Source organism: Acidimicrobiales bacterium (genome assembly GCA_035630295.1).
GTDB lineage: Bacteria > Actinomycetota > Acidimicrobiia > Acidimicrobiales > Iamiaceae > Iamia.
Window position 1 is genome coordinate 62,806 of record DASQKY010000042.1, and the last position, 26,408, is coordinate 89,213.

Annotated in this window: 26 protein-coding genes and 3 tRNA genes; 14 read left to right on the forward strand and 15 right to left on the reverse strand. The window is 72.7% G+C overall.

Annotated elements, in window-relative coordinates; translation table 11 throughout:
• The first annotated feature begins 7 nt into the window (after positions 1-7).
• The gene (locus VEW93_10590; GenBank protein ID HYI62239.1) at positions 8-358 is read left to right on the forward strand and encodes an OB-fold nucleic acid binding domain-containing protein; all 351 of its coding nucleotides are present in this window, start codon (positions 8-10) and stop codon (positions 356-358) included.
• Between the two features lie 28 nt (positions 359-386).
• Here VEW93_10590 and VEW93_10595 read toward each other — a convergent pair whose 3' ends face one another.
• The gene (locus tag VEW93_10595) at positions 387-1,106 is read right to left on the reverse strand and encodes a TrkA family potassium uptake protein (protein HYI62240.1); all 720 of its coding nucleotides are present in this window, start codon (positions 1,104-1,106) and stop codon (positions 387-389) included.
• A gap of 46 nt (positions 1,107-1,152) precedes the next feature.
• Positions 1,153-1,821 carry a TrkA family potassium uptake protein gene (locus VEW93_10600; protein ID HYI62241.1) on the reverse strand — a complete coding sequence of 223 codons (669 nt, stop codon included), beginning with the start codon at positions 1,819-1,821 and terminating at the stop codon, positions 1,153-1,155.
• Between the two features lie 206 nt (positions 1,822-2,027).
• Here VEW93_10600 and VEW93_10605 point away from each other — a divergent pair, with 206 nt between their 5' ends.
• Positions 2,028-3,917, forward strand: coding sequence for an APC family permease (locus tag VEW93_10605; GenBank protein HYI62242.1), 1,890 nt, complete (start codon positions 2,028-2,030; stop codon positions 3,915-3,917).
• Positions 3,918-3,937: 20 nt separating this feature from the next.
• Here the strand turns inward: VEW93_10605 and VEW93_10610 are convergent, their stop codons facing one another.
• From VEW93_10610 to VEW93_10620, 3 genes are all read right to left on the reverse strand, one after another.
• Positions 3,938-4,654, reverse strand: a complete 717-nt coding sequence (locus tag VEW93_10610; GenBank protein ID HYI62243.1) for an MBL fold metallo-hydrolase — start codon at positions 4,652-4,654, stop codon at positions 3,938-3,940.
• Between the two features lie 139 nt (positions 4,655-4,793).
• Positions 4,794-6,623 (reverse strand): ABC transporter ATP-binding protein, encoded by a 1,830-nt coding sequence (locus VEW93_10615; protein ID HYI62244.1) that lies wholly within the window; start codon positions 6,621-6,623, stop codon positions 4,794-4,796.
• 59 nt (positions 6,624-6,682) lie between these two features.
• Complete coding sequence (locus tag VEW93_10620; protein ID HYI62245.1) at positions 6,683-7,549, reverse strand: hypothetical protein; 867 nt, start codon at positions 7,547-7,549, stop codon at positions 6,683-6,685.
• Between the two features lie 75 nt (positions 7,550-7,624).
• On the opposite strand from VEW93_10620, the gene VEW93_10625 reads away from it, so the two are divergent.
• Both VEW93_10625 and VEW93_10630 read left to right on the forward strand, forming a co-directional pair.
• Positions 7,625-8,602, forward strand: coding sequence for a fatty acid desaturase family protein (locus tag VEW93_10625; protein ID HYI62246.1), 978 nt, complete (start codon positions 7,625-7,627; stop codon positions 8,600-8,602).
• 66 nt (positions 8,603-8,668) lie between these two features.
• Positions 8,669-8,753, forward strand: a tRNA-Ser gene (locus tag VEW93_10630).
• A 141-nt stretch (positions 8,754-8,894) separates the two neighbouring features.
• On the opposite strand, the gene VEW93_10635 is transcribed toward VEW93_10630, so the two are convergent.
• On the reverse strand, positions 8,895-10,526 hold the full coding sequence (locus tag VEW93_10635; protein HYI62247.1) for a DUF4214 domain-containing protein: 1,632 nt from the start codon (positions 10,524-10,526) through the stop codon (positions 8,895-8,897).
• 28 nt (positions 10,527-10,554) lie between these two features.
• Positions 10,555-11,667 (reverse strand): DMT family transporter, encoded by a 1,113-nt coding sequence (locus VEW93_10640; GenBank protein HYI62248.1) that lies wholly within the window; start codon positions 11,665-11,667, stop codon positions 10,555-10,557.
• A gap of 165 nt (positions 11,668-11,832) precedes the next feature.
• Between VEW93_10640 and VEW93_10645 the strand changes: the two genes are divergently transcribed.
• Positions 11,833-11,925, forward strand: a tRNA-Ser gene (locus VEW93_10645).
• A 150-nt stretch (positions 11,926-12,075) separates the two neighbouring features.
• Here the strand turns inward: VEW93_10645 and VEW93_10650 are convergent.
• Complete coding sequence (locus tag VEW93_10650) at positions 12,076-12,387, reverse strand: DUF4499 domain-containing protein (GenBank protein HYI62249.1); 312 nt, start codon at positions 12,385-12,387, stop codon at positions 12,076-12,078.
• A 417-nt stretch (positions 12,388-12,804) separates the two neighbouring features.
• On the opposite strand from VEW93_10650, the gene VEW93_10655 reads away from it, so the two are divergent.
• The 7 genes from VEW93_10655 (at position 12,805) to VEW93_10685 (ending at position 18,984) form a co-directional block, all read left to right on the forward strand.
• Positions 12,805-13,155: a transglycosylase SLT domain-containing protein gene (locus VEW93_10655; GenBank protein HYI62250.1), complete on the forward strand. Its 351-nt coding sequence runs from the start codon at positions 12,805-12,807 to the stop codon at positions 13,153-13,155.
• Between the two features lie 124 nt (positions 13,156-13,279).
• A complete protein-coding gene (locus VEW93_10660) occupies positions 13,280-14,206 on the forward strand; it encodes an acyl-ACP desaturase (GenBank protein HYI62251.1) in 927 nt (308 codons plus the stop codon).
• Positions 14,207-14,721: 515 nt separating this feature from the next.
• The gene (locus VEW93_10665) at positions 14,722-17,133 is read left to right on the forward strand and encodes a hypothetical protein (protein ID HYI62252.1); all 2,412 of its coding nucleotides are present in this window, start codon (positions 14,722-14,724) and stop codon (positions 17,131-17,133) included.
• 166 nt (positions 17,134-17,299) lie between these two features.
• Complete coding sequence (locus VEW93_10670) at positions 17,300-17,542, forward strand: hypothetical protein (protein ID HYI62253.1); 243 nt, start codon at positions 17,300-17,302, stop codon at positions 17,540-17,542.
• Positions 17,543-17,610: 68 nt separating this feature from the next.
• Positions 17,611-17,687: transfer RNA gene (locus VEW93_10675), tRNA-Arg, on the forward strand.
• Positions 17,688-17,821: 134 nt separating this feature from the next.
• Positions 17,822-18,463: an Arm DNA-binding domain-containing protein gene (locus VEW93_10680; protein HYI62254.1), complete on the forward strand. Its 642-nt coding sequence runs from the start codon at positions 17,822-17,824 to the stop codon at positions 18,461-18,463.
• Positions 18,460-18,984: a site-specific integrase gene (locus VEW93_10685; protein HYI62255.1), complete on the forward strand. Its 525-nt coding sequence runs from the start codon at positions 18,460-18,462 to the stop codon at positions 18,982-18,984. The genes VEW93_10680 and VEW93_10685 overlap by 4 nt, the downstream gene beginning before the upstream one ends.
• A 66-nt stretch (positions 18,985-19,050) precedes the next feature.
• Here VEW93_10685 and VEW93_10690 read toward each other — a convergent pair whose 3' ends face one another.
• The 5 genes from VEW93_10690 to VEW93_10710 all read right to left on the reverse strand — a co-directional run bounded on the left by VEW93_10690 (position 19,051) and on the right by VEW93_10710 (position 23,793).
• Positions 19,051-19,575, reverse strand: a complete 525-nt coding sequence (locus VEW93_10690; protein HYI62256.1) for a hypothetical protein — start codon at positions 19,573-19,575, stop codon at positions 19,051-19,053.
• Positions 19,572-19,796 carry a hypothetical protein gene (locus tag VEW93_10695; GenBank protein HYI62257.1) on the reverse strand — a complete coding sequence of 75 codons (225 nt, stop codon included), beginning with the start codon at positions 19,794-19,796 and terminating at the stop codon, positions 19,572-19,574. The genes VEW93_10690 and VEW93_10695 overlap by 4 nt, the downstream gene beginning before the upstream one ends.
• A 418-nt stretch (positions 19,797-20,214) precedes the next feature.
• Positions 20,215-21,410, reverse strand: a protein-coding gene (locus VEW93_10700) for an IS3 family transposase (protein ID HYI62258.1) whose coding sequence is annotated in 2 segments (ribosomal slippage) — positions 20,215-21,143 and positions 21,143-21,410 — 1,197 coding nt in all. Because the reading frame shifts where the segments join, the coding sequence is not laid out codon by codon here.
• Entirely contained in the window at positions 21,299-23,281 is a 1,983-nt protein-coding gene (locus VEW93_10705) for an AAA family ATPase (GenBank protein HYI62259.1), read from the reverse strand. Before VEW93_10705 ends, VEW93_10700 begins: the two co-directional genes overlap by 112 nt.
• A 14-nt stretch (positions 23,282-23,295) precedes the next feature.
• On the reverse strand, positions 23,296-23,793 hold the full coding sequence (locus VEW93_10710) for a relaxase domain-containing protein (GenBank protein ID HYI62260.1): 498 nt from the start codon (positions 23,791-23,793) through the stop codon (positions 23,296-23,298).
• 417 nt (positions 23,794-24,210) lie between these two features.
• On the opposite strand from VEW93_10710, the gene VEW93_10715 reads away from it, so the two are divergent.
• A complete protein-coding gene (locus tag VEW93_10715) occupies positions 24,211-24,432 on the forward strand; it encodes a helix-turn-helix domain-containing protein (protein HYI62261.1) in 222 nt (73 codons plus the stop codon).
• 104 nt (positions 24,433-24,536) lie between these two features.
• Here the strand turns inward: VEW93_10715 and VEW93_10720 are convergent, their stop codons facing one another.
• Entirely contained in the window at positions 24,537-24,827 is a 291-nt protein-coding gene (locus VEW93_10720; protein ID HYI62262.1) for a hypothetical protein, read from the reverse strand.
• 351 nt (positions 24,828-25,178) lie between these two features.
• Between VEW93_10720 and VEW93_10725 the strand changes: the two genes are divergently transcribed.
• Complete coding sequence (locus VEW93_10725; GenBank protein ID HYI62263.1) at positions 25,179-25,385, forward strand: hypothetical protein; 207 nt, start codon at positions 25,179-25,181, stop codon at positions 25,383-25,385.
• 107 nt (positions 25,386-25,492) lie between these two features.
• On the opposite strand, the gene VEW93_10730 is transcribed toward VEW93_10725, so the two are convergent.
• Positions 25,493-26,368, reverse strand: a complete 876-nt coding sequence (locus VEW93_10730; protein ID HYI62264.1) for a TIR domain-containing protein — start codon at positions 26,366-26,368, stop codon at positions 25,493-25,495.
• Between the last annotated feature and the right edge of the window lie 40 nt (positions 26,369-26,408).

Genomic DNA, 26,408 nt, shown 5'->3' on the forward strand with positions numbered 1-26,408 from the left:
TGGGCCCGTGCTCGAAGGACTGCGCCGCCGGCTGACCCGGACCAACGAGGAGCTGCACGCCGCCAGCCTCCAGACCCGCTTCGCCGACGAGACGTGCTCGGCCATCGGCGAGGTGACCGAGCGGGGGGTGGTGCGCATCCGGGGCGAGGTGGCCGGCCTCCAGGTGGTGCCCCGGGCCGGGGCGCCCTCGCTGGAGGTCACCGTGGACGATGGCACCGGCCGGGCCGTGGCCGTCTTCACCGGGCGCAAGCGGGTGGGCGGGCTCGACCCCGGCCGGCCGGTGCGGATCGAGGGGGTGGCCCGCCGGGAGCGGGGCCGCCTGGTGCTGCTCAACCCGGCTTACACGCTGCTGCCCTGAGGCCCGCCCCGGTGCCGGGGCGGGCGGGTCAGCTCTCGAGGCCGATGGCCGCCTCGTCCTCGGCCGCGTCGGGGTCGCGGACGCCCAGCAGCACCCGCACCACCTCGTCCTCCACCTCGGGCGTGGTCAGGACCAGGACCTCGTCGCCCTCCCGCAGCACGGTGTCGCCCCGGGGGACGATCACGTGGGAGTCGCGCAGGACGGCCACCACGGTGCAGTCCCGGGGGAGGGGCAGCTCGGCCAGGTCCTGCCCCACGCTGGGTGAGGCGTCGGTCAGGGTGGCCTCGGACAGGCGGGCCCGCCCTCCCTCGAAGGACAGCAGGCGCACCAGGGTGCCGACCGAGACGGCCTCCTCGACCAGGGCGGTCAGCAGGTGGGGGGTCGACACCGACACGTCGACGCCCCACGCCTCGGTGAACATCCACTCGTTGCGGGGGTTGTTGACCCGGGCCACCACCCGGGGGACGGCGAACTCCTGCTTGGCCAGCAGGGAGATGACCAGGTTGTCCTCGTCGTCGCCGGTGACGGCGGCCACCACGTCGGCCTGGCCGACCTCGGACTTGGCGAACTCGGTGACCTCGCAGGCGTCGGCCACCACCCAGGTGGCGCCCGGGGCCTCGTCCTGGGCCTCGGCGGTGGTGGCCCGGTCGCCGTCGACCTCCACGATGGTGACGGTGTGCCCGGCCTGGATCAGGTCCGAGGCGATGAAGGTGCCGACGTTGCCGCCGCCGGCGATCACGATCTTCATGAGCAGGTGCCCTCTCGCAGCGGGGTGACGGGGGGGAGGCCGGCCATCAGTGGCCGCCCTCGGACGGGGGGGTGGCCAGGCGCTGGTCGAAGGGGTCGACGGCGTCGCCGGCCAGGGCCACGTGGATGGTGTCGCCGTCCTGCACCAGGAGGTCGGAGGCGGGGACCTGGGCCACGCCCAGCCGGGTCACGGCCACCACGCGGGCCCGGCCGTCGGTGTCGAGGTCGAGGACCCGCTGGCCGGCCCACGCCGGGGGCACGGTCCGCTCGACCAGGACCACCTTGGCGCTGGGGTCGATCCAGTCCACGGTGGGCCGCTCGGGCAGGACCCGCTGCAGGACCCGCTCGGTGGTCCACTGGACGGTGGCGATGGTGGGGATGCCGAGGCGCTCGTAGATGGCGGCCCGGCGGGGGTCGTAGATGCGGGCCACCACCCGCTGGATGCCGAAGGTCTCGCGGGCCACCCGGGCCACCAGGATGTTCGAGTTGTCCCCGCTGGTCACGGCGGCGACGGCGCCGGCCTCCTCGATGCCGGCCACCCGGAGCCGGTCGCGGTCGAACCCGACGCCCACCACCGCCCGGCCGCTGAAACCCTCGGGCAGGCGGGTGAAGGCCTTGGACCGCCGGTCGACGACGGCGACGGAGTGGCCCTCGGCCTCGATGGCCCCGGCCAGCCCGGCCCCGACCCGGCCGCAGCCCACGACGACGACGTGCACCTGGTCACCTCCGGCCTGCCGTCGGCCCCGGTGGCGGACAGCGGCCGCGGACCCTACCCCCGGCCCCCGCTCGTCTCCACCACCGACCGGCCGGGGGAGCGGCCCGAGCCCCGTCCCGCCCGGCGGCCGCCGTGGCCGAACGCCAGGGGTCGGCCTCGTAGGCTGCCCGCCCGTGGCCCCCGAGGGCCGAGTGGAGAGAGGTGGCGATGGCGTCGGTCCTGAAGCGGGTGCTGGTGGGCCAGCCCCTGGCGTCCAGCGAGGAGCACAACCAGCGCATCAGCAAGCCGGTGGCCCTGGCCGTGTTCGCCTCCGACGCCATCTCGTCGACGGCGTACGCCACCGAGGAGATCCTCCTGGTGCTGCTGATGGCGGTGCAGTTCCCCCACACCCACTCCTACCTGGTGCCCATCGGCATCGCCGCCGTGGCCCTGCTGTTCATCGTCCTCACCAGCTACCGCCAGACCATCCACGCCTACCCCAACGGGGGCGGGGCCTACGTGGTGGCCAAGGAGAACCTGAGCCCCACCGCCGGCCTGGTGGCCGGGGCTTCGCTGCTGGTCGACTACACGCTCACCGTGGCCGTCTCCATCTCCTCGGGGGTGCTGGCCATCGCCTCGGCGGTGCCGTCGCTGCGCCCCGACCAGTACCGCATCGCCCTGTGCCTGGGCTTCCTGGTGCTGATGACCCTGGCCAACCTGCGGGGCCTGAAGGAGGCGGGCAAGGTCTTCGCCGTCCCCACCTACGTCTACGTCCTGCTCCTGGGCTCGCTGCTGGTGTTCGGCCTGACCCGGGTGTTCGCCTTCGACCTGGGGCCCATCCAGAGCAGCCCGGAGCTGGCCAAGACGTTCGCCGCGGAGCACGCCCTGGCCTCCAGCGCCGCCCTCTTCGTCCTGCTGCGGGCCTTCTCGTCGGGGGCGGTGGTGCTCTCGGGGGTGGAAGCCATCTCCAACGGCGTGCCCACGTTCCGCAAGCCGGAGTCCCGCAACGCCTCGACCACCCTCACCTACATGGGCCTCATCCTGGGCGCCGGCTTCCTGGGCCTGGGCGTGCTGGCCCACCACCTGCGGCCGGTGGTCGACCACGACGGCGAGACGGTGCTGTCCCAGATGGGCAAGGCCGTCTTCGGCGAGAACATCGTGTACTACGGCTTCCAGATCGCCACCTTCGCCATCCTGATCCTGGCGGCCAACACCGCCTTCGCCGGCTTCCCCCAGCTCAGCTCCATCGTGGCCCGGGACGGCTACCTGCCCCGGCAGCTGGCCACCCGGGGCGACCGCCTGGCCTTCTCCAACGGCATCATCGTCCTGGCCGGCATGGCCGGCGTGCTCATGATCGTGTTCCGGGCCGAGGTCAGCTCGCTCATCCCCCTGTACGCGGTGGGCGTGTTCACCGGGTTCTCCCTCAGCCAGGCGGGGATGATCCGCCACCACCTGCGCGAACGGGAGCCGCAGTGGCGCAAGGGCCTGGTCATCAACACCGTGGGCTGCGTGGCCACCTCGGTGGTGCTGCTGGTGGTGGTGACGTCCAAGTTCTTCCAGGGGGCATGGATCCCAGCGGTGGTGATCCCGCTCATCGTGGCCCTGTTCGCGGCCATCCACCGCCACTACGCCCGGGTCGACCGGGCCCTGGCCGTGCCCCCCGGCTACAAGGCCCGGCGCCGCACCCACACCGTGGTGGTGCTGGTGGGCCGGGTCACCAAGGGCTCCCTGGAGGCCATCGCCTACGCCCGGTCGCTGCGCCCGGACCGGCTGCTGGCCGTGTCGGTGGTGGCCTCGGCCGAGCAGCAGGAGGCCATCACCCGGTCCTGGGAGGAGCACGAGATCCCGGTGGAGCTGCGGACCCTGTACTCCCCGTTCCGGGAGTTGTCGCGCCCGATCATGCGGTTCGTGGACGAGTACGACGCCGAAGTGGAGGACGACTTCCTGACCGTGGTGCTGCCCGAGTTCGTGCTCGACCACTGGTACTCGCAGGTGCTGCACAACCAGAGCGCCCTGGTGCTGCGGGCCCGGCTCCGCACCCGGCCCAACACCGTCGTCACCTCGGTGCCGTTCCACCTCCGGGGCGGCGGGGTCGAGGTGGTGGGGACCCCGCAGTAGGTCCCGGCCGCGGCGCCGCCTCAACGGGCGAACATGGCCATCCACTGCTCCTGGGTCTCGGGCCGGAAGACCACGTTGCGCTGGCGGACCTCGCCCATGGGGGCGGCCGGCTTCTCGGAGTAGAGGTGGCCGGGGAAGAGCACCGTGTCGTCGGGCACCTTGGCCAGGCGCTGGGTCAGCGACAGGTACATCTGCTCCGGGTCGCTGCCGGGCAGGTCGGTGCGGCCGCAGCCGTCCAGGAACAGGGTGTCGCCCCCGAGCAGGCGCTCCCCGACCAGGAAGCACTGGCTGCCCGGGGTGTGGCCGGGGGTGTGGATGAGGGTGATGGGGACGTCGCCCACGGTGACGGTGTCACCGCTGGCGTGGCCCACCAGGTGCTCCTCGCCCACGCCGGTGGCCCGGGCCACCCACGGCACCTCGTCGGCGTGGACGTGCACCGGCACCTGGACCCGCTCCAGCAGCTCGGCCAGGCCGGCGATGGGGTGGCCCATGAGCGAGCCGCCCACGTGGTCGGGGTGGTAGTGGGTGGCCAGGGTGCCAACCAGGCGCATGCCGTCGGCCTCCAGCACGTCGAGCACGCCGCCCACGTCGTAGGCCAGGTCGACGGCCACGGCCTCGCCGGTCTCCCGGTCGCCGACCAGGTACACGAAGTTGACCATCTGCTGGGCGATGTGGTCGTCCTCGGCCACGTCCATCCCGGCGAGCAGTTGGCGGAAGTAGAGGCGGTCGTCGGCCATGGCCGCCATGCTGGCACGACCTCCCCCGGCCCGCCGCCGCCTCAGTCGACCGGGGTGGCGGCCTCGCCGGTCTGCACCCACGTCCTCCGACCCCGCCCACCGCCCTGAGGGCCCGGCGAGGCGGCTCGGTCCGCGAGCCTCAGTCGACCGGGGTGGCCGCCTCGCCGGTCTGCACTCGCCAGAGGGCGGCGTAGAGGCCGCCGCCGGCCACCAGCTCGTTGTGGGTGCCGGCCTCGGCCACCCGGCCCCGCTCCAGGACGTGGATGCGTTCCGCGTGGCGGACGGTGGAGAGGCGGTGGGCGATGACCAGCACCGTCCGGCCGGCCCCCACCGCCTCCAGCGATCGCTGGATGGCGGCCTCGGTCTCGTTGTCGACCGCCGAGGTGGCCTCGTCCAGCACCAGGATCCGCGGGTCGCGCAGGATCGCTCGGGCGATGGAGAGCCGTTGCCGCTGGCCCCCCGACAGCTTCTGGCCCCGCTCGCCGACCACGGTGTCGTAGCCCCGGGGCAGCCCGACGACGAACTCGTGGGCCTCGGCCTGGCGGGCCGCGGCCACCACCTCGTCGTCGGTGGCGTCGGGCCGGCCGTAGGCGATGTTCTCCCGCACCGTCCCCTGGAACAGGAACACGTCCTGGCCCACGTAGCCCATGGCTCCCCGCAGGGCGGCGAAGCGGAGGGTGCGGACGTCGGTGCCGTCCACCGTGACGCTGCCCCCGGTCGGCTCGTAGAGGCGCAGCAGCAGCTTCACCACCGTGGACTTGCCGGCGCCGGTGGCCCCCACGATGGCGTGGGTCTCGCCCGCGGGGACGTGGAGGTCGAGCCGGTCGAGCACCGGCGGCCCGTCGGCGTAGGCGAAGCGCACCCCGTCGAAGCGCACGTCGCCCCGCACCGGCTCGGCCAGGGCCGCCGCCCCCGGGGTGATGGTGGGGGCCACGGCCAGGAGGTCGAGGATGCGCCGGGTCGAGGCCATGGCCCGCTGGTACAGGTCGAAGGTCTCGCCCAGGCGGGTCAGGGGCCACAGCAGGCGCTGGGTCATGTACACCAGCACCGAGAACACGCCGACCTCCAGGTCGCCCCGGAGGGCGGACCGCCCGCCGGTCAGCAGGGTGGTGGTGAAGGCGGCCAGGATGGCCATGCGGATGATGGGGATGAAGGCCGACGACAGGCGGATGGCCCGCCCGTTGGCGTCCCGGTAGGCCTGGCTGGAGGCCCGGACCCGGTCCAGCTCCCGGTCCTCGGCGGTGAAGGCCCGGATGGTGGCGATGCCCGAGAGGTTGTTGGCCAGCAGGCCGCCCAGGTCGCCGGCCGCGTCCCGGACCCTGGTGTAGAGGGGCTCCAGGCGGCGCTGGAACAGCACCGAGCCCCAGATGATGAGGGGGATGGGCAGGAAGGCGACGGCGCCCAGGACGGGGTCGACGGCGAAGAACACGGCCCCCACGAACACCACGTTCACGGCCACGGCCAGGATCTCCATGGCCCCGACGTCCAGGAAGCGCTCCAGCTGGTTGACGTCGTCGTTCAGGATCGACAGCAGCCCGCCGGTGGACTGGTCCTCGAACCAGGCCAGCTCCAGGTCCTGCACGTGGCGGTAGGCGTCCATGCGGGCCTCGTGCTCGATGGTCTGGGCCAGGTTGCGCCACAGCACGTGGGCCACGAAGTCGGTGGCCGACTCCACCACCCACACCAGCACGTTGGCCAGGGCCAGGGCGGTGAGCTGCCCGGTCAGGCTCTCGATGCCCAGCAGCTGGCCCACGAACGAGTCGCCCCGGCGGACCACGATGTCCACGGCCACGCCGATGAGCAGCTCGGGCATGACGTCGGCGCCCTTGTTGAGGACGGTGAAGGTGATGGCCCCCACCACCGTGCGCCGATGGCCCCGCGAGTAGGCCCACAGCCGACGCAGGGGCGATCGGCCATCGACCTCGTCCGCCCCGGCGGCCCGGGCGACGTCGGGGCGGGGGACGTCCACCGCCGGAGGCTACGGCGGCCCTCCGGGCCGCTCCGAGCCGGTTCCCGGGCCCGCGGTCCTCAGGCCGGCCGACCGGCCTCGCGGGGCGCCCGGTGGCGTGCGGCGTGGTACCAGTCGGCCCACACCTGGCTGAAGGCCCGGTCCCAGGCCTCGTAGCGGGCCCGGAGGTCGTCGCCGGGCCAGCCGTCGGGCAGCAGGGCGGGGGGGAGGAGGGGGTCGGACTGCAGGTGGCGCAGCACCGCGGCCGAGAGGACGAAGGCGTCGGGCAGGGCGTCGCGGTCGCCGGCGTCGAGGGCCGGCCGGCTCCCGCCGAGGGCGGCGCCCAGGCGGTGGGCCCGCCGGGCCCAGCCGTCCAGGTCCCACAGCGACGCGGCCAGCGCCGCCTCGTCGTCCTCGGGGTGGGCCCGGAAGGCCCGACACTGGGCGGCCACCACGGCCTCGTCCTCGGGCAGGGTGCCGGGCGGCAGGTTGTCGGGCCGCAGCCACAGGCCCTCCCGCAGCTCGGCCAGACGGAGGGCCGAGGCGGCCCGGCGGAGGGCGGCCCGCTCGGGAGCGGGCCGGGCCTCGCCCACCACGACCGCGGTGCGCCACCCGTCGCCGCCGGGCCGCCAGGGTCGGGTGGCGGCCCGGCGGCTGAGGTCCTGGCGCTCCTGGCGGGCGCGGAGGCCGCCGCTCAGGGCGTAGCCCCCGTCGTCGGCCACCAGCTCGCCAGCCGCCACCATGCGGGAGATGGCCACCCGGGCGGTGCCGTCGCTGATGCCGAACAGGCCGCAGGAGCGGACCAGCAGGCTGGTGGGCAGCCGGGAGGGGCGGACGCCGAGGAGGGTCGAGGCGATGACCGAGCGGGCCGGGAGGGCCGGCTCCTCGGCCGGGCTCCACACCGATCCGTCCTCACCGGAGGGGACGGGGCGGTCGGGCGAGGTCACGGCCGCCGAGCCTACCGGGTGGGTCGGCCTCATTACGGTGTGGCAACGAGCGTGTCATCAGCGTAAGATGACGGTGTGGAGACGACCACCACCCGCCCGACGATGGCCCCGGCGCCCGAGCTGTTGCCCGACGTGCTGCCCACCGACCGGCTCGGCCCCACCGGCAAGGCCGTGCCCCCCATCCGGGCCGAGCTGCGCCGCATCCCCGTGGCCCGCAACGTCCTGGCCGTCGTCAGCGTGTACGCCCAGTCGGTGGGCCTCGTCGCCCTGGCCGCCTGGATCGCCCACCCCCTGGCCTACCTGGTGGCCTTCGTGTGGATGGGCCGCACCCTGGCCGCCTTCGCCGCCCTGTCCCACGAAGCCGCCCACCGGCTCCTGTTCCCCAACAAGAAGGTCAACGACTGGGTCGGGCGCTGGCTGGTGGGCTATCCGGGCTTCATCTCCACCGACGTCTACCGCCGGGGCCACATCGCCCACCACAAGGAGGAGTTCGGGCCCCACGAGCCCGACATGAACCTCTACGTGGGGTACCCGGTGAGCCGGGCGTCGCTGCGGCGCAAGCTCACCCGCGACGCCCTGGGCCTCTCCGGGTGGAAGAACCTCCGCAGCATCCTCCGGGGGGCGCGGCTGAAGGGCTACGGCACCCACGCCCGGCGCATCCTCGCGGTCCAGGCCGGGTTGTTGCTGGTGGCCACCCTGCTGGGTCGGCCCGAGCTGTACCTGGCCCTCTGGTTCGTGCCGTGGATGACGTCGTGGCGGGTCATCAACCGGCTGCGGGCCATCGCCGAGCACGGGGGCATGGAGCGCTCCAAGGACCGCCGCCGCACCACCCACTCGGTGCGCCAGCACCCGGTGGCCCGGTTCTTCCTGGTGCCGTACAACATCGGTTGGCACCTCGCCCACCACGTGGACATGGGCGTGCCGTGGCTCCACCTCCCGGCCATGCACCGCGAGCTGCGGGCCAGCGGGTGGGTGCCCGACGAGCTGGAGCACCCGAGCTACCTGGCCCTGTGGCGGGCCCTGGCCCGGGGCACCGAGCGCCCGGCGGCCTGAACCACCGGCCTCCGGTCGCTCCGATCCCCCGGGAGCCCGGGCCGGGACCGCGATAGGTTCCGCCCCGGAGCGGTGGCAGAGCGGACGAATGCAGTCGCCTTGAAAGCGACCGGGCCTCACGGCCCCGGGGGTTCGAATCCCCCCCGCTCCGCTCCCCGGGTCCCAGGTGGCGCACCGACCGCTGACCGCTGCCAGAGGCGCTCAGTCGGGCTCGGTGGGGCAGGGCCGCCGCCGGCGGCCGGAGGGTGCAGACGGCGGCGCGGAGAGGTCCGGGGAGCGACGGCCGGGTGCCTCAGGGGCCGGAGGGCAGGTCGGCGACGGCGGGGGCGAACCACGTGCGCCACCCCCAGGCGGCTCCCCGCGGGCCTTCGGCCCAGTGGAAGGCGCCTTCCCTGGCGGCCGACCCGGCGGGGGTGGGGAGGCCCTCGGGGTCGCCCCCCACGCACAGCTCCGGAGGCGTGGCGGCGATGACGGCCACGGCCGGCCGTCGGGCCACCACCTCGTCGAGGATCGACCGGACCCACCGGACGTGGGTGGTGCTGCGCAGGTCGGCCGGCGTCTGGCGACCGACGCAGGCCCACTCGGGCAGGACCACCTTCCGCACCGTGCGCGCCGTCCAGATGTCGATGCGGCGCACCATCTCGGCGGCCAGCTCGCTGCGCAGGGCGGGGGACCGGGCCGGGAGGACCGTGCCGTCGGGGCGGCGCACCGCCGTCCCCTCCCAGGCGCCGATGGGCCAGATGACCACCTGGGCGCCCCAGTCGAGCATGGCCCGCTCGATGCGGGACACCTCCTGGGGGCACAAGCCGTCGCCGGGGAGCCCCCAGCCGGTGTGGTCGGGGAAGTAGGTCGCTCCGGGGGGCAGGTCGTAGCCGGCCCGGGCGGAGATCACGCCGCAGGCCAGGCGGCCGCCGAGCCGGGGCCGTTGCCCGGCGCCGGTGACCACGGCGGGCAGGGCCTGTCCCACCGCCTTCTCGGTCAGCGAGAAGGCCACCGAGTCGCCGGCCACCGCCACCCGGAGGCCGCCGGGGGCCAGGGCGGCCACCACCTCGGCCCGCAGGCGCTGGGGGTTGCCGCCCGCCGCGGCCAGGGTGGCGACGCCCCGGTCGCGCTCGGTGGCGCCGGGGGCGCGGCCCAGGACGGCGAGGTAGATGGCGGTGACGGTCCGGCGGCGCGCCTCGGGCGTGGCCAGGACCTGGCGGGCCAGGACCCACCGCGGCGTGCCGCTCCCCAGGCGGGCCACCCAGAAGGCCGATCCGGGGGCGTCGACGCCCCGACCCAGCGCCTGCTGGTAGGCCCAGGCGACCCAGGCCGGATCCGCGGGGCGCCGGGCCGAGGCCTCGGGTGAGCCCAGCAGGTGCGCCACCATGCGGTCGTGCGTCCAGCCCGAGGCCAGCCGGGTCGCCCACCACCTCCGATCCGCGTCCGAGGACGGGCGGGCCAGGCCCTGTTCGTAGGCCCAGCCGGCCTGGAGGCGCCGGGCTTCGGGTGACCCGGCCAGGGCTCGGGCCACGTGGCCGGGGCTGGTCAGCACGGCCTGGTGGGCGTGGTAGCGCCGGTCGCCGCTCGGTGCCGGCCGGCCCAGCAGCGCCGGGTACGCCTGGGTGCCGACCCAGGCCTCGACCTGGCCGCGCCACGTGCCGGGCGGGGCGTCGGTCGGGGGGACGGCAGCCCCGGCGGCGCCCCCGGTGAAGGCGACGAGGACGGGGACCAACAGGAGGGCCGCGGTGGCCAGGAGACGGGAGTGGTGGGTCGGTCGCACGGTGGCGGCAAGGAAAGCAGGTGGGGGTGGGTCGAGCCAGGCACGGTGCCCGTGAGCGGCGCTCCGGCGGGCGGCGTCGGCATCGTCGGGCTCGGGCTCGGGCTCGGGCTCGGGCTCGGCGTCGCGGGTCGGGTCGGTGCGGCTCGGCGGGCCGAGCGCCACCGGCGCCGGCCGGGGCGCCGGGGCCCGATCAGGTGGGGGCGACGGGGTCCTCGGCCATCGTCGGGGCCCGGTCCTGCTCGGCCAGCGTGGTGAGGGCCACGCCGGCCACCAGGACGAGCCCCCCGACGACGACCAGGCCCCCGGGGACCTCGTCGAAGAGGACGACGGCGCCCGTGGTGGAAGCCAGCGGCTCGAGGAGGATCACCACCGACACCAGGGTGGGGCTCATCCATCGCACCGCCCAGGTGAAGGACGAGTGGCCCACCATCTGGGGGACGAGGGCCAGGGCCACCGCGCCCAGCCAGAAGCCGGCCGGGTAGGGACCGTCACCCGGCGCCGTCAGCACCGCCAGGGGGAGCACGGCCACGGCGCCGATCCCGGTCACGACGGCCGTCCACCGCCAGAGCCCCAGGCCCCGGTGCTGCACCTCCCGGCCGAGCAGCAGGTGGCCGGCGTAGGTGATGGCGGCGACCAGGGCCAGGGCGTTGCCCAGCGGCGGGTTCGATCCCTGGTCCAGGCCCCCCACGTCACCGAAGGCCACCAGCGCGCCCCCCAGCAACGCCACGCCGATGCCGACCGCCGTGCGGGCCCGGGGCCGCTCGCCCCGGAGCCACAGCAAGAGGACGATCCACACCGGCCCGGTGGTCACGATGGTCACGCTGGCCGCCACCGAGGTGAAGGCCAGCGACGGCAGCCAGGTGGCGAAGTGCACGCCGAGGAGCAGGCCGGCCAGCGCGGTGCGGCGCCCGGTCCCGGCCGGGAGGGGGCCGGGCCCCGGATCGACGTCGGCGGGCTCGGACGGCAAGGACTCCGACGGAGGCTCGGACGGCCGGTCCGGCCCGGTGGGCGGGGTCGCCGGGCGCCCCGGGCGGTGCCGCAGCCACGCCGGCGCGGTGAGGGCACAGGCCAGGGAGAGGCGCACCAGGGCCAGCAGCATCCCGCCGCCCAGGGTGCCGGACCCGGCGGCGTCGTAGGCGGCCCGGCTGAAGAGGGCGCCGGTCGACACCGCGGCCACGCCACAGGCCAGCACAACGGCCAGGACCGAGGCCGGGGGCGCCCCGTCGGTGGTCGTGCCCCGACGCCGACCCGGGCGAGAACGCACCCGGGTCGTGGCGCCGTTCCGGAGCGGGCGGCCTGGCACCCGCCGATCATCGCAGCCGGGCCCGTCGCCGCCGTGCTGGTGCGCCCGGCACACCTACCGGCCGTGGTGGTGCGTCAAACGTGATGGCCTGACCGACCGCAGGCATCGCTCAGAGACGGGATCCGTCGGGTCGTCTCAGCCCGGCGCGGTACTCTCTGCCGGAACGGAGAGGTGCCAGAGTCTGGTCGATCGGGCCTCCCTGCTAAGGAGGTGACGGGTAACCCTCGTCCGTGGGTTCAAATCCCACCCTCTCCGCCAGTCGCTCGGGCCCGGCACGTCGGTGCCGGGCCCGGTCGCGTCCGGCCGTGGCGCGCCTCGCATGGTCGGTGGCGGCTGCTCTGCCTCGGTTCGGCCCGGGGCGGACGAGATGACGGAGCGGTGACGTTCGCTGCGGAACGGCGACGGCGCTCAGGCCCGCACGACGCGGCAGAGGGCGAGGGTCGACGGGAAGCCGACGAGCAGGGTCTGGCCGGCCCAGCGTCCGGCGGGCAGGCCGTGGCGGCGGGCCAGGCGATGGGCGTAGAGGCCCTCGGCCACGTGCGCGGCGGCGGTCCCGGCCAGCAGCTTCTGCAGGACCGGCCGGGGCGGGAGCGGGAGGGCTTCGGCCGCGGCCCGGTGGGCCCGGTCGTTGAGGGCCAGGGCGGCCAGGGCGGCGATGCCCCCGTCGAGGACCAGGAACCAGGCCAGGGAGGGGCGGGTGACGGCGGGGCGGGAGGCCATGGTGCGGAGCGTACGGCCCCGGGCCGGGGCCCTCGCCGCCCGGCCGTGCGCCGGACCTGGCCCAGCCGGGGTCGGCGCTGTGCCGGCCTCGCCTCGGCACCAGCACGCGGGGCGGGCCGCAGACGCGTTCCAGCGTGCAGAACTGGACGGGCCGGGCCACCGTTGAGCCGGCCCCATGGGAGCCTCCGCGCGGTCGTCGGCGGGCTCCGCCGAGGGCCCTGTGACAGCGTTCACGTCACGAGTTCTTGCGTTTCGTAACCGGTCTGTCATATCTTGCGTGCTCCAGCCGCCACGGGGTCCCGTCCCGAACTTCCTCGGAGCAGTGCCGCTCCCGCCGGAATCCCCGCACCGTGCCCTCGTCTCTGCCCGCAGGGCACGAGCGCGTGTAGGCGGGCCGATCGACCCAGGAGCTCATCAGTGAAGCGAATCCTCCTCAGCCTCGTGTGCGTCGCCGGCGTCGTCCTCGGACTCAGCGCCTGCAACCAGCAGGAGGTCTCGAAGGATGCGATCCGCCAGCAGTTCCCCGAGGCGTCCGACAAGGCCATCGCCGTGGCCCGGTGCGAGTCGGGCCTCAACCCGGAGGCGGTCAGCCCCGGGGGCCGCAACGTGGGCCTGTTCCAGATCAACTCGGTCCACCAGCCGATGGTCCAGCGGATGGGCTACCAGTGGGCCCAGATGAGGGACCCGTACGTGAACACCAGGGTCGCCCGCCGGCTGTACGACAGCGCCGGCGGCTGGGGCCCCTGGTCGTGCCGCCACGCCCGCTGAGGCGCTTGACCTGACGTCTGTGGAGGCGGCGCCTGCGGGCGCCGCCTCCGCCGCGCCCGGACTGCGTGGGAGAAAGATGCCCGACCGCGTCGCCAGCCTACCGACCGGTCGGTAGGCTGAGTCCGTGCTGCCGGACACCTCACTCCTGACCGACCTCACGCCCACGCTGGAACAGCTGGTCGAGCGCCACCTGGCCGCCAGCCGGGAGTGGTTCCCCCACGAGGTCGTGCCCTGGGAGCGGGCCGGCCCCGAGACCCGGTCGCGGGAGTGGGACCCCGAGCGCGCCCCGGTGCCCGACGCGGTGCGCAGCGCGCTGTTCGTCAACCTGCTCACCGAGGACAACCTGCCCTACTACTTCGCCACCATCGACCGGATGTTCGGCGCCGACGGGATCTGGGGCGAGTGGGCCCGCCGCTGGACCGCGGAGGAGGGGCGGCACTCGATCGCCATCCGCGACTACCTCACGGTGACCGGGATGGTCGACCCCGTGGCCCTCGAGCGGGCCCGCATGCACCAGGTGTCCCACGGCGTGGTGCCGGTCCCACCGTCGCCGCTGGACGGCCTGGTGTACGTGGCCCTGCAGGAGCTGGCCACCCGCATCGCCCACCGGGCCACGGGCAAGCTCCTCGACGACCGGGCCGGCTACGAGGTGATGGCCCGGGTCGGCGCCGACGAGAACCTCCACTACCTCCTGTACCGCGACCTGGTCAGTGCGGCCCTGGAACGGGACCCGTCGCCGGTGGTCGAGGCCATCGAGCGCCAGGTCACCGACTTTGAGATGCCGGGGACGGGCATCATCGGCTTCGACCGCCACGCCCTGGCCATCGCCCGAGCCGGGATCTACGACCTGGTGGTCCACCACGAGCAGATCCTGGTGCCGGTCGTCCTCCGGCACTGGGACGTCGAGGGGTTGGAGGGCCTGTCGCCGGCCGCCGAGGAGGCCCGCCGGCGCCTGGTGCGCCGCATCGAGCGGGTGGGCCGTGCCGGTCGTCGCCTGGCCGAGCGCTGGGCCGAGACCGCCTCCTCGTCGGCGGAGGCCATGCCGGCCTGACCCTGGTGCCCCGGTGGGACGTGCGTCCCGCCTGGGTGGGCCCCAGGGGACGGTGGGGGGCGCCCCGGGTGCCGCCTGATCGCCCCGGAGCGGAGGGTGGGGTCATGCCCCGCACCGTGTCGTTCCCTGTTCCGGCCGCCGACCGCTGTCCCGTCTGTGACGGGCCGCTCACGTCCCCGCGCTGCCCCCGGTGCGCGGTGAAGCTCGACTCCCGCGACGGCGCCCTGCTCTGGCGGGTCGACCACGACCTGTCCGACCTGTCCCGGGTCCGCAACGAAGCCGTCGACCGCCTCCTCTCCGTGCCTGTGACGTCTGGGCCGCGGTCCACTGCCCCGGCGTCGCCAGGCGGTGTTCCTCTCGGCAGTGCTGCGCCGACTTCCCCCGGCCCCGATACGACGCCATGCGCTCCGGTGGCCGCCCCGGGGCCCGCCGGCCGGGTACCGGGTGGACACCCGCCGAGCGGGGCCGAGCCGCGGTGGCCGTCGGGCGGCAACGGGGTTCGGCCGAGCCGGGACGTGAGCCTGGCCGAGCTCCTGGTCGGGCTGGGGGCGGCCAGCCTTGTCGCCGCGGTGGCTGTGTTCGCCGCCGTGACCTGGGACCGCCTGGACGCCGCGGTGCAGGGGATGGTGCTGGTCGGCGTGACCGGGCTGGTGCTGGCCGTCGCCGTGCTGGCCCGGCGGCGGGGGCTGGTGGCCACCGCCGAGGCGCTGGGGGCGGTCGGCGTGGCCCTGGGCCTGGCCGATGTCCAGGTGTTGCGGGTGGCGTTGGCTGGCGTGGGCGATCCGGTGGTGGTGACGGCGGCCGGTCTGGCCGCCGTCGCCGCGGGGGCCATCGGCCTGGGCCGTTCGGCAGGCGTGCGGAGCTTGACCGCGGCGGGTGCGGCGGTGGCCTTCCTGCCCGGCCCTCTCCTGGCTGCGGGCTCCGGCTCGCTCATGGCGGTGGCTGGTGTGTTGGTGGCCCAGGTCGGCCTCGGGTTGGTGGCCGCCGGGCTCCTCGGTCGGTGGCGGCTCGAGCGGGCGGTGGTGGTGATGGCCACCGCAGGGTGCTGGGCCCTGGCCGGTTCCATCGCCTTGGGCCTCGGCGTCGAGGGGCTGGTGTCGGACCGCATGGTCGCCCCGGGCGGGTCGGCCGCTCTCCTGCTGGCCCTGGCCGTGGTGACGACGATCGGCGCCATGCGGGTGCCGCCAGGCCACCCAGTGGGCGCCGCCCTCCTGGCTCTCGCCCCCCTCCCCGCGCTGGCGGCCCTGGGCCTGGGCACGGCGTGGTGGGCGGACGACGCCGAGACGTGGGCCGCGGCGCTGGTGGTCGGCTCGGCGGCGGCGGCCGTCGCCGCCGGGCTCCTGGATCGGCTCGACCGAGGCCGGCCGTGGTCGGCGTCCGCGCTCCTGCCCGCCCTGGTGACCCTGGCGGCCGGGACGTGGGCCGGCATCCAGGTGGTGGCCACGGCGACGGCCGTGGCCGGATCGGTGGAGCTCGGGGGTGGGACGGCCGGTGAGTCGGTGGCGGCCCGCCTGGGCCGCGCCCTCCCCGACGAGGTGTTGCTGGCCGACGGCACCACCCTGTGGGTCCTGATGACCGGTGCGGTCGCGCTGGCGGCGGCCCGTGCGCTGGGCCACCGCTGGGCCCGGGCACCGCTCGGCCTCCTCGCCGTGGCGTCGGCCGTGGCCGTGCCGCCGGCCGTGGGGTTGGCGGTGGGGACGACGGTGGTCGCTCTCCTCGTGATCGCCGGGGTGGGTGCCGTGCTCCCGGTCGCCGCCCGTCCCGTCGCCTCGGCCTCGGTTTCACCGTCCGGCGAGCAGCCTCCGTCGTGGTGGAGCACTCGACCCGTGGCTCGGGCGCCCTGGTCGGTGGGGAGGGGGCGTGGTGCTCCCTGGAGGGAGACCGACCGTGAGCCGGGCTCGACGCCGGGCCCGTGGCCGGGTCGTCCCTTGCGGCCCGTCGAGGTTCTCTACGGAGGGGGACAGACCTCGCCGCTCGCCCAGGCGGTGGTGGGGGCACTGGCCGGTCTGGCCGTCGCCCTGGCCCTGCCGTCGGAGGAGCTGGGCTTGGTGGCCCTGGTCGTGGTGGCCACCGGGGCGGTGACCGGTGCCGTGGTCGCCGTGGTGCGGGACCAGCCGCGGGCCGACACCCACGTCGGTGGCGCCCTGGCCGTCGCGCTGGGCGCGGTGGCCGTGGGTTCGGTGCTGGTGGGGGCCGGGGGGAGCCGCCCGGCTCTGGCGGTGGCCGTGGCCGCCGCCTTGGGCGCCGGGGTCGGCCCCCTGGTCGAGCGCCGGGGCGAGGTCCGGGCGGCCGCCGTGGCCGGGAGCGCGGACGTGGTGGCCGCCATCGGCCTGGTGTTGGCCGGGGTGGCGTGCAGTTCGCTCGACGCCGTGAGCGGGGTGGTGGCCGTGGCCGGCCTGACGTTCGCGGCCTCGGCGCTCCGCCCGACGAGGCGGGATGCCGTGATCGCGGCGCTGGGTTGCGCGGTGCTGTTCGGCTGGCTGCGCCTGGCGGCCGCCGAGGTGGACGTCCCCGAGGCCTACTCGCTCCTGCTGGCGGCTGGTTTGCTGGTGGCCGGAGCGGTGGCGACCCGCGGGCAGCAGGTGGGCTCGTGGACCAGGCTGGGGCCGGGCCTGGCCGTGGCTGTGGGGCCGACGACGATGGCGGCGCTGGTCGGTGGGGGCCTGGGCCGCACCGCGGTGGCGGTGGGCGCGGGCCTGGCGTTGGTGGTGTGGGGGGCGGTGGGTCGGCTCCAGGCCCCCCTGGGGGTGGGAGCGGCGGTGCTTGGTGCGTTGGCGCTGCGGCACCTGGGCCCGGTGGCCTCGGACCTGCCCCGCTACCTGGTCTTCGCGGTGGCCGGGGTGGTGCTGGTGGCCCTGGGCGCCACGTTCGAGCAGCGCCGCCAGGACGTCCGCCACGCCCGTGACACCTTCTCCCGCCTGGGCTGACCGGCGACCCATCGGGCGGAGCACTGCGACACCGGTCGTGTGGGCGGCCGGTGTCGCAGTTGGCAGCCGGGGCCGGACGTCCTGGCCCGGCATCGCGTCGGGGTCGCCTCCGGGACGAGGTTGCGCCGGCCTCGCCGGCCCGAACACCGGCGGTAGCGTCTCGACGGTGGAGGACGACGACGACCTGCCGATCCGCTCCGGTCGTCGAGGGCGGATCGCAGCCCTGGTGTTGGCGGCCGTGTTCTTCGCGGTGCCGGTGGTGAGCCTGCTGTCCGCGTTGGCAGGCCTGCGCGACGGCGACCGTGACTGGGGCCCGACCCTGGTGGGGTTCGGCGTCCTCGCGGTCCTGGTCGGCCTGGTTCTCGTGGCCCGGCGGGCGCTTGGGGCGGAGGACGACGGGTTCGACTGATCGTTCACTTCCAGCCCGGGCGAACGGGCTGGAGCCACCGATCGGCGAGCGGTAGGGTCAGCGTCCCTGCGCTCGTAGCTCAATTGGATAGAGCATCTGACTACGGATCAGAAGGTTGGGGGTTCGAGTCCCTCCGAGCGCGCCACGTACGTCCAGGTCAGGGCCTTATTTGGTGGAGGCTCTTGCGCCGGACCCGCTCCGTGAGAAGCATATGAGAAGCAGAAGCCCGGGAATCCTGGGGTTCGCTGCTTCTCACGCTTGCTTCTCACGGGAGGCGTCATGCCGAAGTACGACGGCGTGTACCAGGACGGCAAGGGCCGCTGGTACTTCAAGGTCTGGCTCGGTCGGGATCCCCTGACGGGCCGCCAGCAGCAGGTGACCAAGCGCGGGTTCGTCACGGCCGCCGATGCGGCCCGAGCCCGGCGCAAGGTGCTCGACGAGGTGGACGAGCGCCCCCGGGCCGCGACCCTGCCGGCCACGCTGTCGGTCGACGACCTGCTCGACCTGTACCTCGACGGCCTCGACGCCGACGAGAAGCTCTCGGCCAAGACGAGGTTCGACTACCGCCACAACGCGGCGTCGTACGTGCGGCCGTGGCTCGGCAAGAAGCGGGTACGGGAGCTGACGCCCGAGGTTGTCCTGGCCTGGCAGCGCCAGCTCCTGGCCGGTGGAGGGACGAAGAGCGGCAAGCCGCTGGCGGCCAACACCGTGCGCCTGGCCCGCTCACCGCTCACGGGTGCGCTCAAGCTCCCTGTCGAGCAGGGCGTGATCCGGACGAACCCGATGACGTCGGTGGCCCGCCCCCCGACGAAGCGGTCGGTGCCGAAGCACTGGAGCCCGGAGCAGGCTCGCCAGTTCCTCGACAGCCAGAACGGCGACCGTCTCTACCCGCTGTGGGCCTTTCTGCTCGCTCGGGCTTGAGGATCGGCGAGCTGGTGTGGCTGCGGTGGGAGAACGTCGACATAGTCCGCCAGCACGCCCGGATCGTGGAGTTCGCCTCGACCCTCGGCTGGGACCTGGTCGAGTCGCAGGGCAAGAGCGCCACGGCCACCCGCACCGTCGATCTCGACGCCGGCCTCGTGGCCGTCCTCAAGCAGCAGCGAGAGATGCAGCGCTTCGAGGCCCGTCAGGAGGACTATGTGGAGTCCGACTACGCCTTCACCAAGCCCGGCGGCGGCTACTACCACCCGCAGGTGATCTCCAAGGCCCTGGGCCAAGCCTCAACCGACGCCGGCCTGCCCCGCCTCACCGCCCACGGCCTCCGCCACACCAGCGCCACCCTCATGCTCGCCAGCGGTATCCCCCCCAAGGTCGCCGCCGAACGCCTCGGCCACAGCGACCCCTCCCTGTTCATGAACCTCTACAGCCACGTCACCCCCACCATGCAGCGCGAAGCCGCCGACAAACTCGGCCAAGCCCTGTTTGGACCAGCTAGGGGCTGATAGCAACCTCGTTGAGGAGGGGGAGCCGGCCGCCCTCACTGCGGCCCTCGATGTAACGCGAGTGGGTCAGCCGGCGCTACAGGTACCAGCGTTCCGCTTGGCAAGGCATTCGTTGCAGCGCTCACCACTGTTGCTTTCGATGTAGTTGCTCGTCGGCCAATTCGAGCAGTTGGTGCAGAAGTGAACGGTGTCAGAGCCCTGGCGCTTCCTTGGCATGGTCCCTCCGATGCTCGAACCGCCAATCTGGCGGTCGGCGCCGGACATCCTGGCATAACCCGTCCTTCCCTGCTTGGTGACAAGTGCCGTACTCCCGGCGCTCCACTTCGGCTGCCCGTATCGCTGCTGGGCGCCTTGGGCTGAGGTGCCGATCTGAGTTCCGATGTGCTTCCAGGAGAGGCCGGCGCTTCGAGCGGCGGCGACGGCTTCGGCCACCTGGCGCTCGCTGCGTGCCCGGCCGAGAGCGGCCCGGCGGAGGAGGTACTCGGCGACATCCACCTCATCGTCAGGGGAAGGTTCGTAGTCCTCCAGCTTCCGGGCCAGCTCGTCTGCGTGGTCGAGGATCTCCTGTAGGGATCGGGGCATCTGGATCACCTCAGGTACTTGGGTCGTGCGGTCATGGCGTGGACTATGAACTCGGTGCCTTCATCGGCGGTGGCGAGGCCGACCTCTAGGAGCTGGCCGGCCCGATCTCCTCCGACGATCATCGTGAGGTCATCGACCTTGAAGACGCGGATGGGGTGTCGGTGGGCGTGGAGCATGTCGTCGTCGGTGATTCCGTGTCGTCGAGCGCTCGGCAGGATGACGGGATCCACTGCCGTCAAGTTATCTTGACGAGTCCGAGGGGGCAACTGTCCATCGTCGTTCTCCCTGCCGAGCTGTTAGAGCCCGAGGCCGAAGTCGTCATCGATGCTCCTTGAGGCGTTGCGTGCCTGTAGGGCGTCGAGTTGCTTGATGATTCTGGCGGCGTCCTGGTTCAGCGTGGTTTCGATGTCGTCAGGCTCAGCTCGTTCCTGGGTGGCAGGCCCACGAGGCTGCGTGGTATCGGTGATCCAGCGTTGGTGGGTGGGGGTGGTCCAGTCGGTGGCGAGGTCGTGGCGGAGTTGGGGGAGGTCATCCGCGATGGCGTGGAGGGTGGTGCCGTTGCGGGCGCGGCTGAGGGCGACGTAGACGAGTTCTCGGCCGCCTGGAGTTCCCCTGCTTGTCCGGACGGGGTGGGTGTGGTGGTCAGGATCATGCCGCAGAGCCGGTGTGGGCTGCTGCGGCGTAGGTGATGGGCGGGTGCATGTCGAGGGTTGAGTGGCGGCGTTGCTGGTTGTAGAAGACCTCGATCCACTCGAAGATCGCTTGTGCCAGCTGGGCTCGAGTGGCCCAGCGGTGCCGGTCGAGCAGCTCGGTCTGCAAGGTGGCGAAGAAGCTCTCGGCGACCGCGTTGTCGAGGGCGTCGCCGACGGTGCCCATGGAGCCGAGGAGGCCCGCTGAGCGGAGTCGTTGGCCGAAGGCCCATGACGTGTATTGGCAGCCGTGGTCGCTGTGGTGGATCGTCTGACCGGCCACGGGGCGCTGTCGCCAGCAGGCCGCATCGAGGGCATCAATGATGAGCTCGGCGCGGAGGTGATCGGCGATGGAGTGTCCGACGACATGGCGGTTCCAAGCATCGATCACCACCGCGCAGTACACCTTGCCCTCGGCGGTGGGGTGCTCGGTGATGTCCGCGACCCACAGCTTGTTGGGCCCGTCTGGTCGGAACCGGCGGGCCACCAGGTCATCGGAGGACACCGCGTCGGCGGCGCGGCTGGACTTGCGGCGTCGGCGGGTCACGCCGGTGATCCCTGCGGCCCGCATCAGGCGTTCGACCCGTTTGCGTCCGACTCTGATGTCGAGGCCCAACCGGAGCTCGGCGTGCACCCTCGGCGAGCCGTAGGTGCCCCGGGACTGGCGGTGGATCTCGATGATCGTCTCGGTCAGCTCGGCGTCGGCGCAGCGCCGACGGCACGGCTGGGCCTGGGCCCGGCGCCAGTCATAGAAGCCGCTGGTCGACACCCCGAGGGTCCGACAGGCCCACGCGATGCTCAGGTTCGGGTTGGTGGCCTTCTCCGCGTCGATGAACGCGAACGTCACTGCCGAGGCGGCAGGACATTCTCCTGGGCGAAGAAGGCCGCGGCTCGAGAGAGCAGATCACGCTCCGCCTTGAGCACCCTGTTCTCCCGGCGAAGGCGAACCAGCTCCTCCCGCTCGGCCTTGGTCAACCCGGGCCGCTCGCCGGTCTCGACCTGGTCCTGGGCCACCCAGTTCCGCAGACACGACTCGGAGATCTTTAGATCCCGAGCGAGCTGCGCCACAGGGTGCTTGCGGTTGCCGTCCTCGTCGACCTCGAGGGCCAACGCGACAGCTCGACGACGGAACTCCGGCGGATGCGGAGGCGGCATGACGGACTCCTTCCCGCGGCCTCAGCCGCGAACGGTAGGTGTCCGGAAGAACGGGGGAACTCCACGCCGCCGTTGGTGAGGACGTGGGCGTGGTCGTAGGTGGCGCCTTGGGCGCGGTGGACGGTGAGGGCGTAGCCGTGGTCGAGGTGCTGGCTGTCGATGGCGTCGCCGGTGAGAAGGACTCGACGGCCGTCGGTGGTCTTGGCTTCGAGGGCGTGTTCTTGGGGGTGGGCGCGGGTGATGGTGAGGCGTTGGCTGGTGACGAGGCCGTGGTCGGGGAGTGGGGCGAGGACGACGGCTTGGTCCCCGGCGGCGTAGGCCCGCCCCCCGGGAGCGACCACGTGGGGTCCCGAGAGTCGTCCCGATCGGTGCATGTGCTGGCGGGCGAGACGGTTGAGGTCCCGGACATCGTCCCGGCGCCACGCCAGCAACGCAGTGTCGTGCCCGTTCGTGACGTCCCGGGCCCAGGCTTGGGTCATCTCGATGAGGGCGTCGGTGCGGTTGGCGTTTAGGGACGTGCGACCACGCCCGAGGTACCAGTCGATCGCTTCATGGACATCCCCGTTGCGGAGCTGGGCGAGAGCGCGGCGTTCGGCCGGGTCGCGTTGGCGGACGTTCTGGCCGAGCGTGGTGAGAACCTCGGGGTGGCGCTCGAGGAGGGCGGCGAGGGCGCCACCGGGGCCGATGGATGAGAGCTGGCGGGGGTCGCCGACGAGGACGAGCTTCGACCCGGCCTGTTCGGCATGACCGATGACCCGGTGGAGCTCCCGGTCGGCGGTCATGGCCGCTTCGTCGAGGATCAGGACCGTGTGGCAGTCGAGGACGATCTGGTGGTTGTCGAGGCGCCAGAGGAGCGAGGCGATGGTGCGGGACTCGATGTGAGCCTCGGCGCCGAGGGTCCTGGCCGCTTGACCCGAGGTGGACGTGCCGACGATCCGGTAGCCGGCCCGGTCGAGGGCGGTGGTGGCGGCGTCCAGGGCGGTGGTCTTCCCTGAGCCGGCGACCCCGACGATGACCTCGACCGCCCGCCCGGAACCGCAGACGGCTTCGACGACGTCCCACTGGCCTGGCGTGAGCGACCGGCCGATCTCACGACCCTTGGCAACGAAGGCGTTGGTGATGTCGTGTTCGGGAAGAGCGGGGCCAGGCTGGCGGGTGAGACGCTCGATGCCATCCGCGATGGCCTGCTCGGTGGCCAGAACCTCGACCGTCGCGTAGGCCCGCTCATGAACCGCACCGGAGCCAAGGAGCGGAACGACGTGACGCCCACCGAGGATGGTTGCGACGACCCGGTCCAACTCGGCCGGATCGTGGCCGTAGAGCAGAGGCGCGACCGCGGCGACGAGGTGGGTGCCGGTGAAGACCTTGTGCTTGGCCATCAGATCGCCATCGACATGCAGGACCTCGGCCGCAAGGTCCTCGACCTTCTGCTCGGACAGCAGCGCCGGCAGGCCCGGTTCTGTGCGTGCGGCATCGAGCGCGGCAGTGAGGCGCTCGACAGTCCATCCGATGGACTCCAGCTCGGCACACCACACGGGCATGAGCTGGTCGATGCCGGTGTGGCGCTTCACCGCCCGGCTCTGCCGGGCGGCCACCGATCGGGCCCGGTGGCTGTCGTTGTGACCGGACTCGGCTAGGTAGGCGGTGATCTCGTCGCTGCGCTTCGAGAACATCTCGCACACCTCGTCAGGGATGCCCACGATGCGCCAGTGGCGCAGGTTCCCCGACTCCCCCGGATCAGGGGCGATCACGAACCCCATCTCGGCCGCTCGGGCTGCGGAGTGGAGACGGCCGACCATCGTGGCCGCCTCGACGGTGTCTCGGAGCGACGCACTGTCGAGGCCCTTGTAGCCGCCGGTGCGATCGAGCATCTCGACGACGTTCGCTACCAGGACGTGATCGTGCGGCTGGGGTCACCGGCCCGGGACGTGCCATGCCGCGTCCGGGCATAGACGAGACCGCCCGTGCCGGTGCGGACCTGCGCCCGGCCCCGACGACCACCGCGCTGTTGGAACCAGTCATCGAGCCAGTCCATCGTGGCCTGGGTCTCCACATCCAAGAGGGCGTGCATGGTGTCGGCCTGATCGATCACCCCGAGGACAGCGACGGACTTGTGCGCGCTCACGACCAACTCGAACCCCGGGCGCTTCGTCCTCACCAACCGTACCCCAGAGGCCGGGTCGCGGAACCCGCCCGGCCCGAACGCCGCCTCATACGCCTCGGCGGTCACCTCACCGTGCAGACCGAGCCGTGCGGCTCCGGCGCCGCCCCACCGCAGGGGCGTCTCACCTCGGGTGCCGTAGTAGTCCAGTGCCTGGCCGGGGTGGTCGTCGGCCCGGCCGACGATGGTCGCCTGGTGGTAGGCGACCTCGTCGACACCCATGCGCCGGAACCAGGCCATCACGACGTCCCGGGCAAGGTCCCGCAACCAACGGTTGCAATCATGTTCCTCATCGGGTCCAGGTGTCCTACGGATCAGTGGGGCTGGTCCAGGACTTCGTGATGGCCGGTAACTGGCGGGGTGCAGTGGTCAGGGTTCTTGGGGTCGTGATGGGTAGGTCGTGCTTGAGTGCGGAGGGCTTCGTTGGCGGCGATCGAGTCGTGTTTGAGGCCGATCCGAGCCGAAGGCCACGACGCAGCAACGGACGGGTGGGCGTCACCTCGGATCAGGTGAGAGAGATCGGTAACGAGACCGGCCTAGTGGCGTGGGTTCAGTCGTAGAGCTCACTGATGAGCCCTCGCCGGACCTGCCGGCGACCCGCCGTCGGACCGACCGATCGCCAACCTGAAAGGGGCAACGATGTCCCAGCCCTGCCTGCCGTCCTCGCCGAAGGACCTACCTCGACTGCTCAACGTCACCCAGGTCGCCGAGACGCTCGGTGTGGACGTTCGTCACGTCCGTCGCCTCATCCATGAACGACGCATCCCCTTCATAAAGTGGGGCCACCTCATTCGGTTCGATCCGGATGAGATCGCCGAGTGGCTCGACCGCCACCGCTATGTCGGCGGTGGCCCTCGATGAGGTGCGTTGTCGTCGTCACCCGACGTTGGCCTGCGACGCAGGCTGGGATCTTGAGCGGGCGCCTCGTGCCGGGTTGGCGCCCTGGCCTGTGAGCGCAGGGTGGGTTAGTCGTCAATCGTCCAGAAGCGGCCCGGTTCTCCCTCGTGCATGGCGAAGCCAGCGATGCTGTTGCCTCTGTCGACCAGCTCGACACCGATGTAGATGCTGTCGCTGTCCTCGGCGTCGAGGGCGAACATCTCGACTTGGGTCACCTCGTCCCCCGGGGGGCGGCCGGCGATGTTGATGAGCCCGATGTTGGGCTTGGAGACGAGGTGGATGCGCTCGAAGCCGTCCTCGTCGAGCAGGACGAAGCCACAGTCCCCACCCGACTCCGCCGTGATGCGAGCGCGAGCCACGCCGGCATCATCGACAACGACGAGTTGCCGCGTCCTCACCCCCTCTTCGATCTGCAGCCGGAGATCGCTGACCTCGCGGCGGAGCCGGGAGAGCACTGCCGCGTCGACCGTGATGCTCTCGCCGTCTGGGACAGGACTTCCAGATTCTTCTGTGTCGTCCACACCTCCTGGGCGTGGGCGCGTATCGTCAGCCATCGTCGGGACCTCCTCGGGGGTTCCGGCCACGGCCCCGGGCAGTTAGGGCTGCGCCGGGGCCACTCATCGGTTTGTGTACCGCCAGAGCGGCGGCCCACCCAGCAGTACCACTGCGTATCCCAATAGTCAAGCATCGGCGCGTAGCGTGTCGCTCGCATGGGCCGAAAGATCGACGCTGACGACCTGGTGCTCGCTCAGGACATCGCCGACCGCGTGGACCTGGCCCACTACCAGCAGGTCCACTCCTGGCGCACCCGCCATCCCGACTTCCCCGCACCGGTTCGGGAGTGGGGCCGCATCCGCATCTGGTACTGGCCCGACGTCGAAGCCTGGCTCCGCTCGACGGGCCGCCTTCGCAAGTAGGCACTCTTCCTAGGTGCCTGTCGCCCACCGGTGATCGTTGCTTCGACTCTTGCAGGCCACCGACGGGCTTGCAGGCCAGTGGCGGTGTGACTGAATAGGTGCTCGGATCACGCTTGGACGCGGACGACCAGGGCCTCGGCGATCTCGTCGATGGTCATGAGGGCCGTGTTCAGGGCCTTCACCCCGGCAAGGGATGGACTGCGTGCCAGTACGTCGTCCTTCGAGAGGTGATGCCAGATCGGCAGGATGACGGTCTCCCCGGTGGTCGTGGCCTTGGCCGTGAGGCCGTCGAGTTCGATCTGGGTCCACTCCTTCTCGAAGAAGTGTGGCGACAGGATGACCACACCAAATCGCGAACGGGCGAGGCCATCGTCGATCTTTCGTCGGAGGCTGTCGCCGACTTGCAGCGTGAGTTCGTCGAACCACACGTTCAACCCAGCCTGGATAAGCGCATCAGCCAGCGGACGGGCAATCTCCTCCTTGTCCTCCGATGCGTGGGAGACGAATAGATCGCAGTCGGGGGCGGTCGCGGAGAGGCGGGTGTTGAGTGGTGGCGCGGGGCGTATGGCTGGCCGGGTGGGTCGGAACTGTCGTTCGGAACGTCGGATGGCATCGTCAAGCTGTCGAAGGTTCCGCTGCTGGGTAGCGGCCTGTTCCTTGATGAGCTTTGCTTCCGCGTCGTAGAGCTGCTTGTTGCGCGCAGCGAGCTGACCTTCGAGCTTGGCCCGCTCGGCCTCAGCCTTGTTCGCCTTCTCGTTCTCCCGTTCGGCCTCTCGGTACCTGCTCGTCTGGGTGGAGGCCGAGGTCGCTCGCTGTGCCGACTGGAGCGCGCTGGCTGCCTTCTTCCGCGCCGTCGCCACCTTGGTCGACTCTTGGCCGATCTTCTTCTGGAGGTCGAGTACCGCGCTCCGGTGACGTCTCACATCGGACTCGGCACCCATGATCGCCTCTCGGTCGTCCAGGCAGCAGCGTGGGCGCTGCACGGCAACGAAGGTACAGCGGAGGTGTGACAGCGAAATGCTC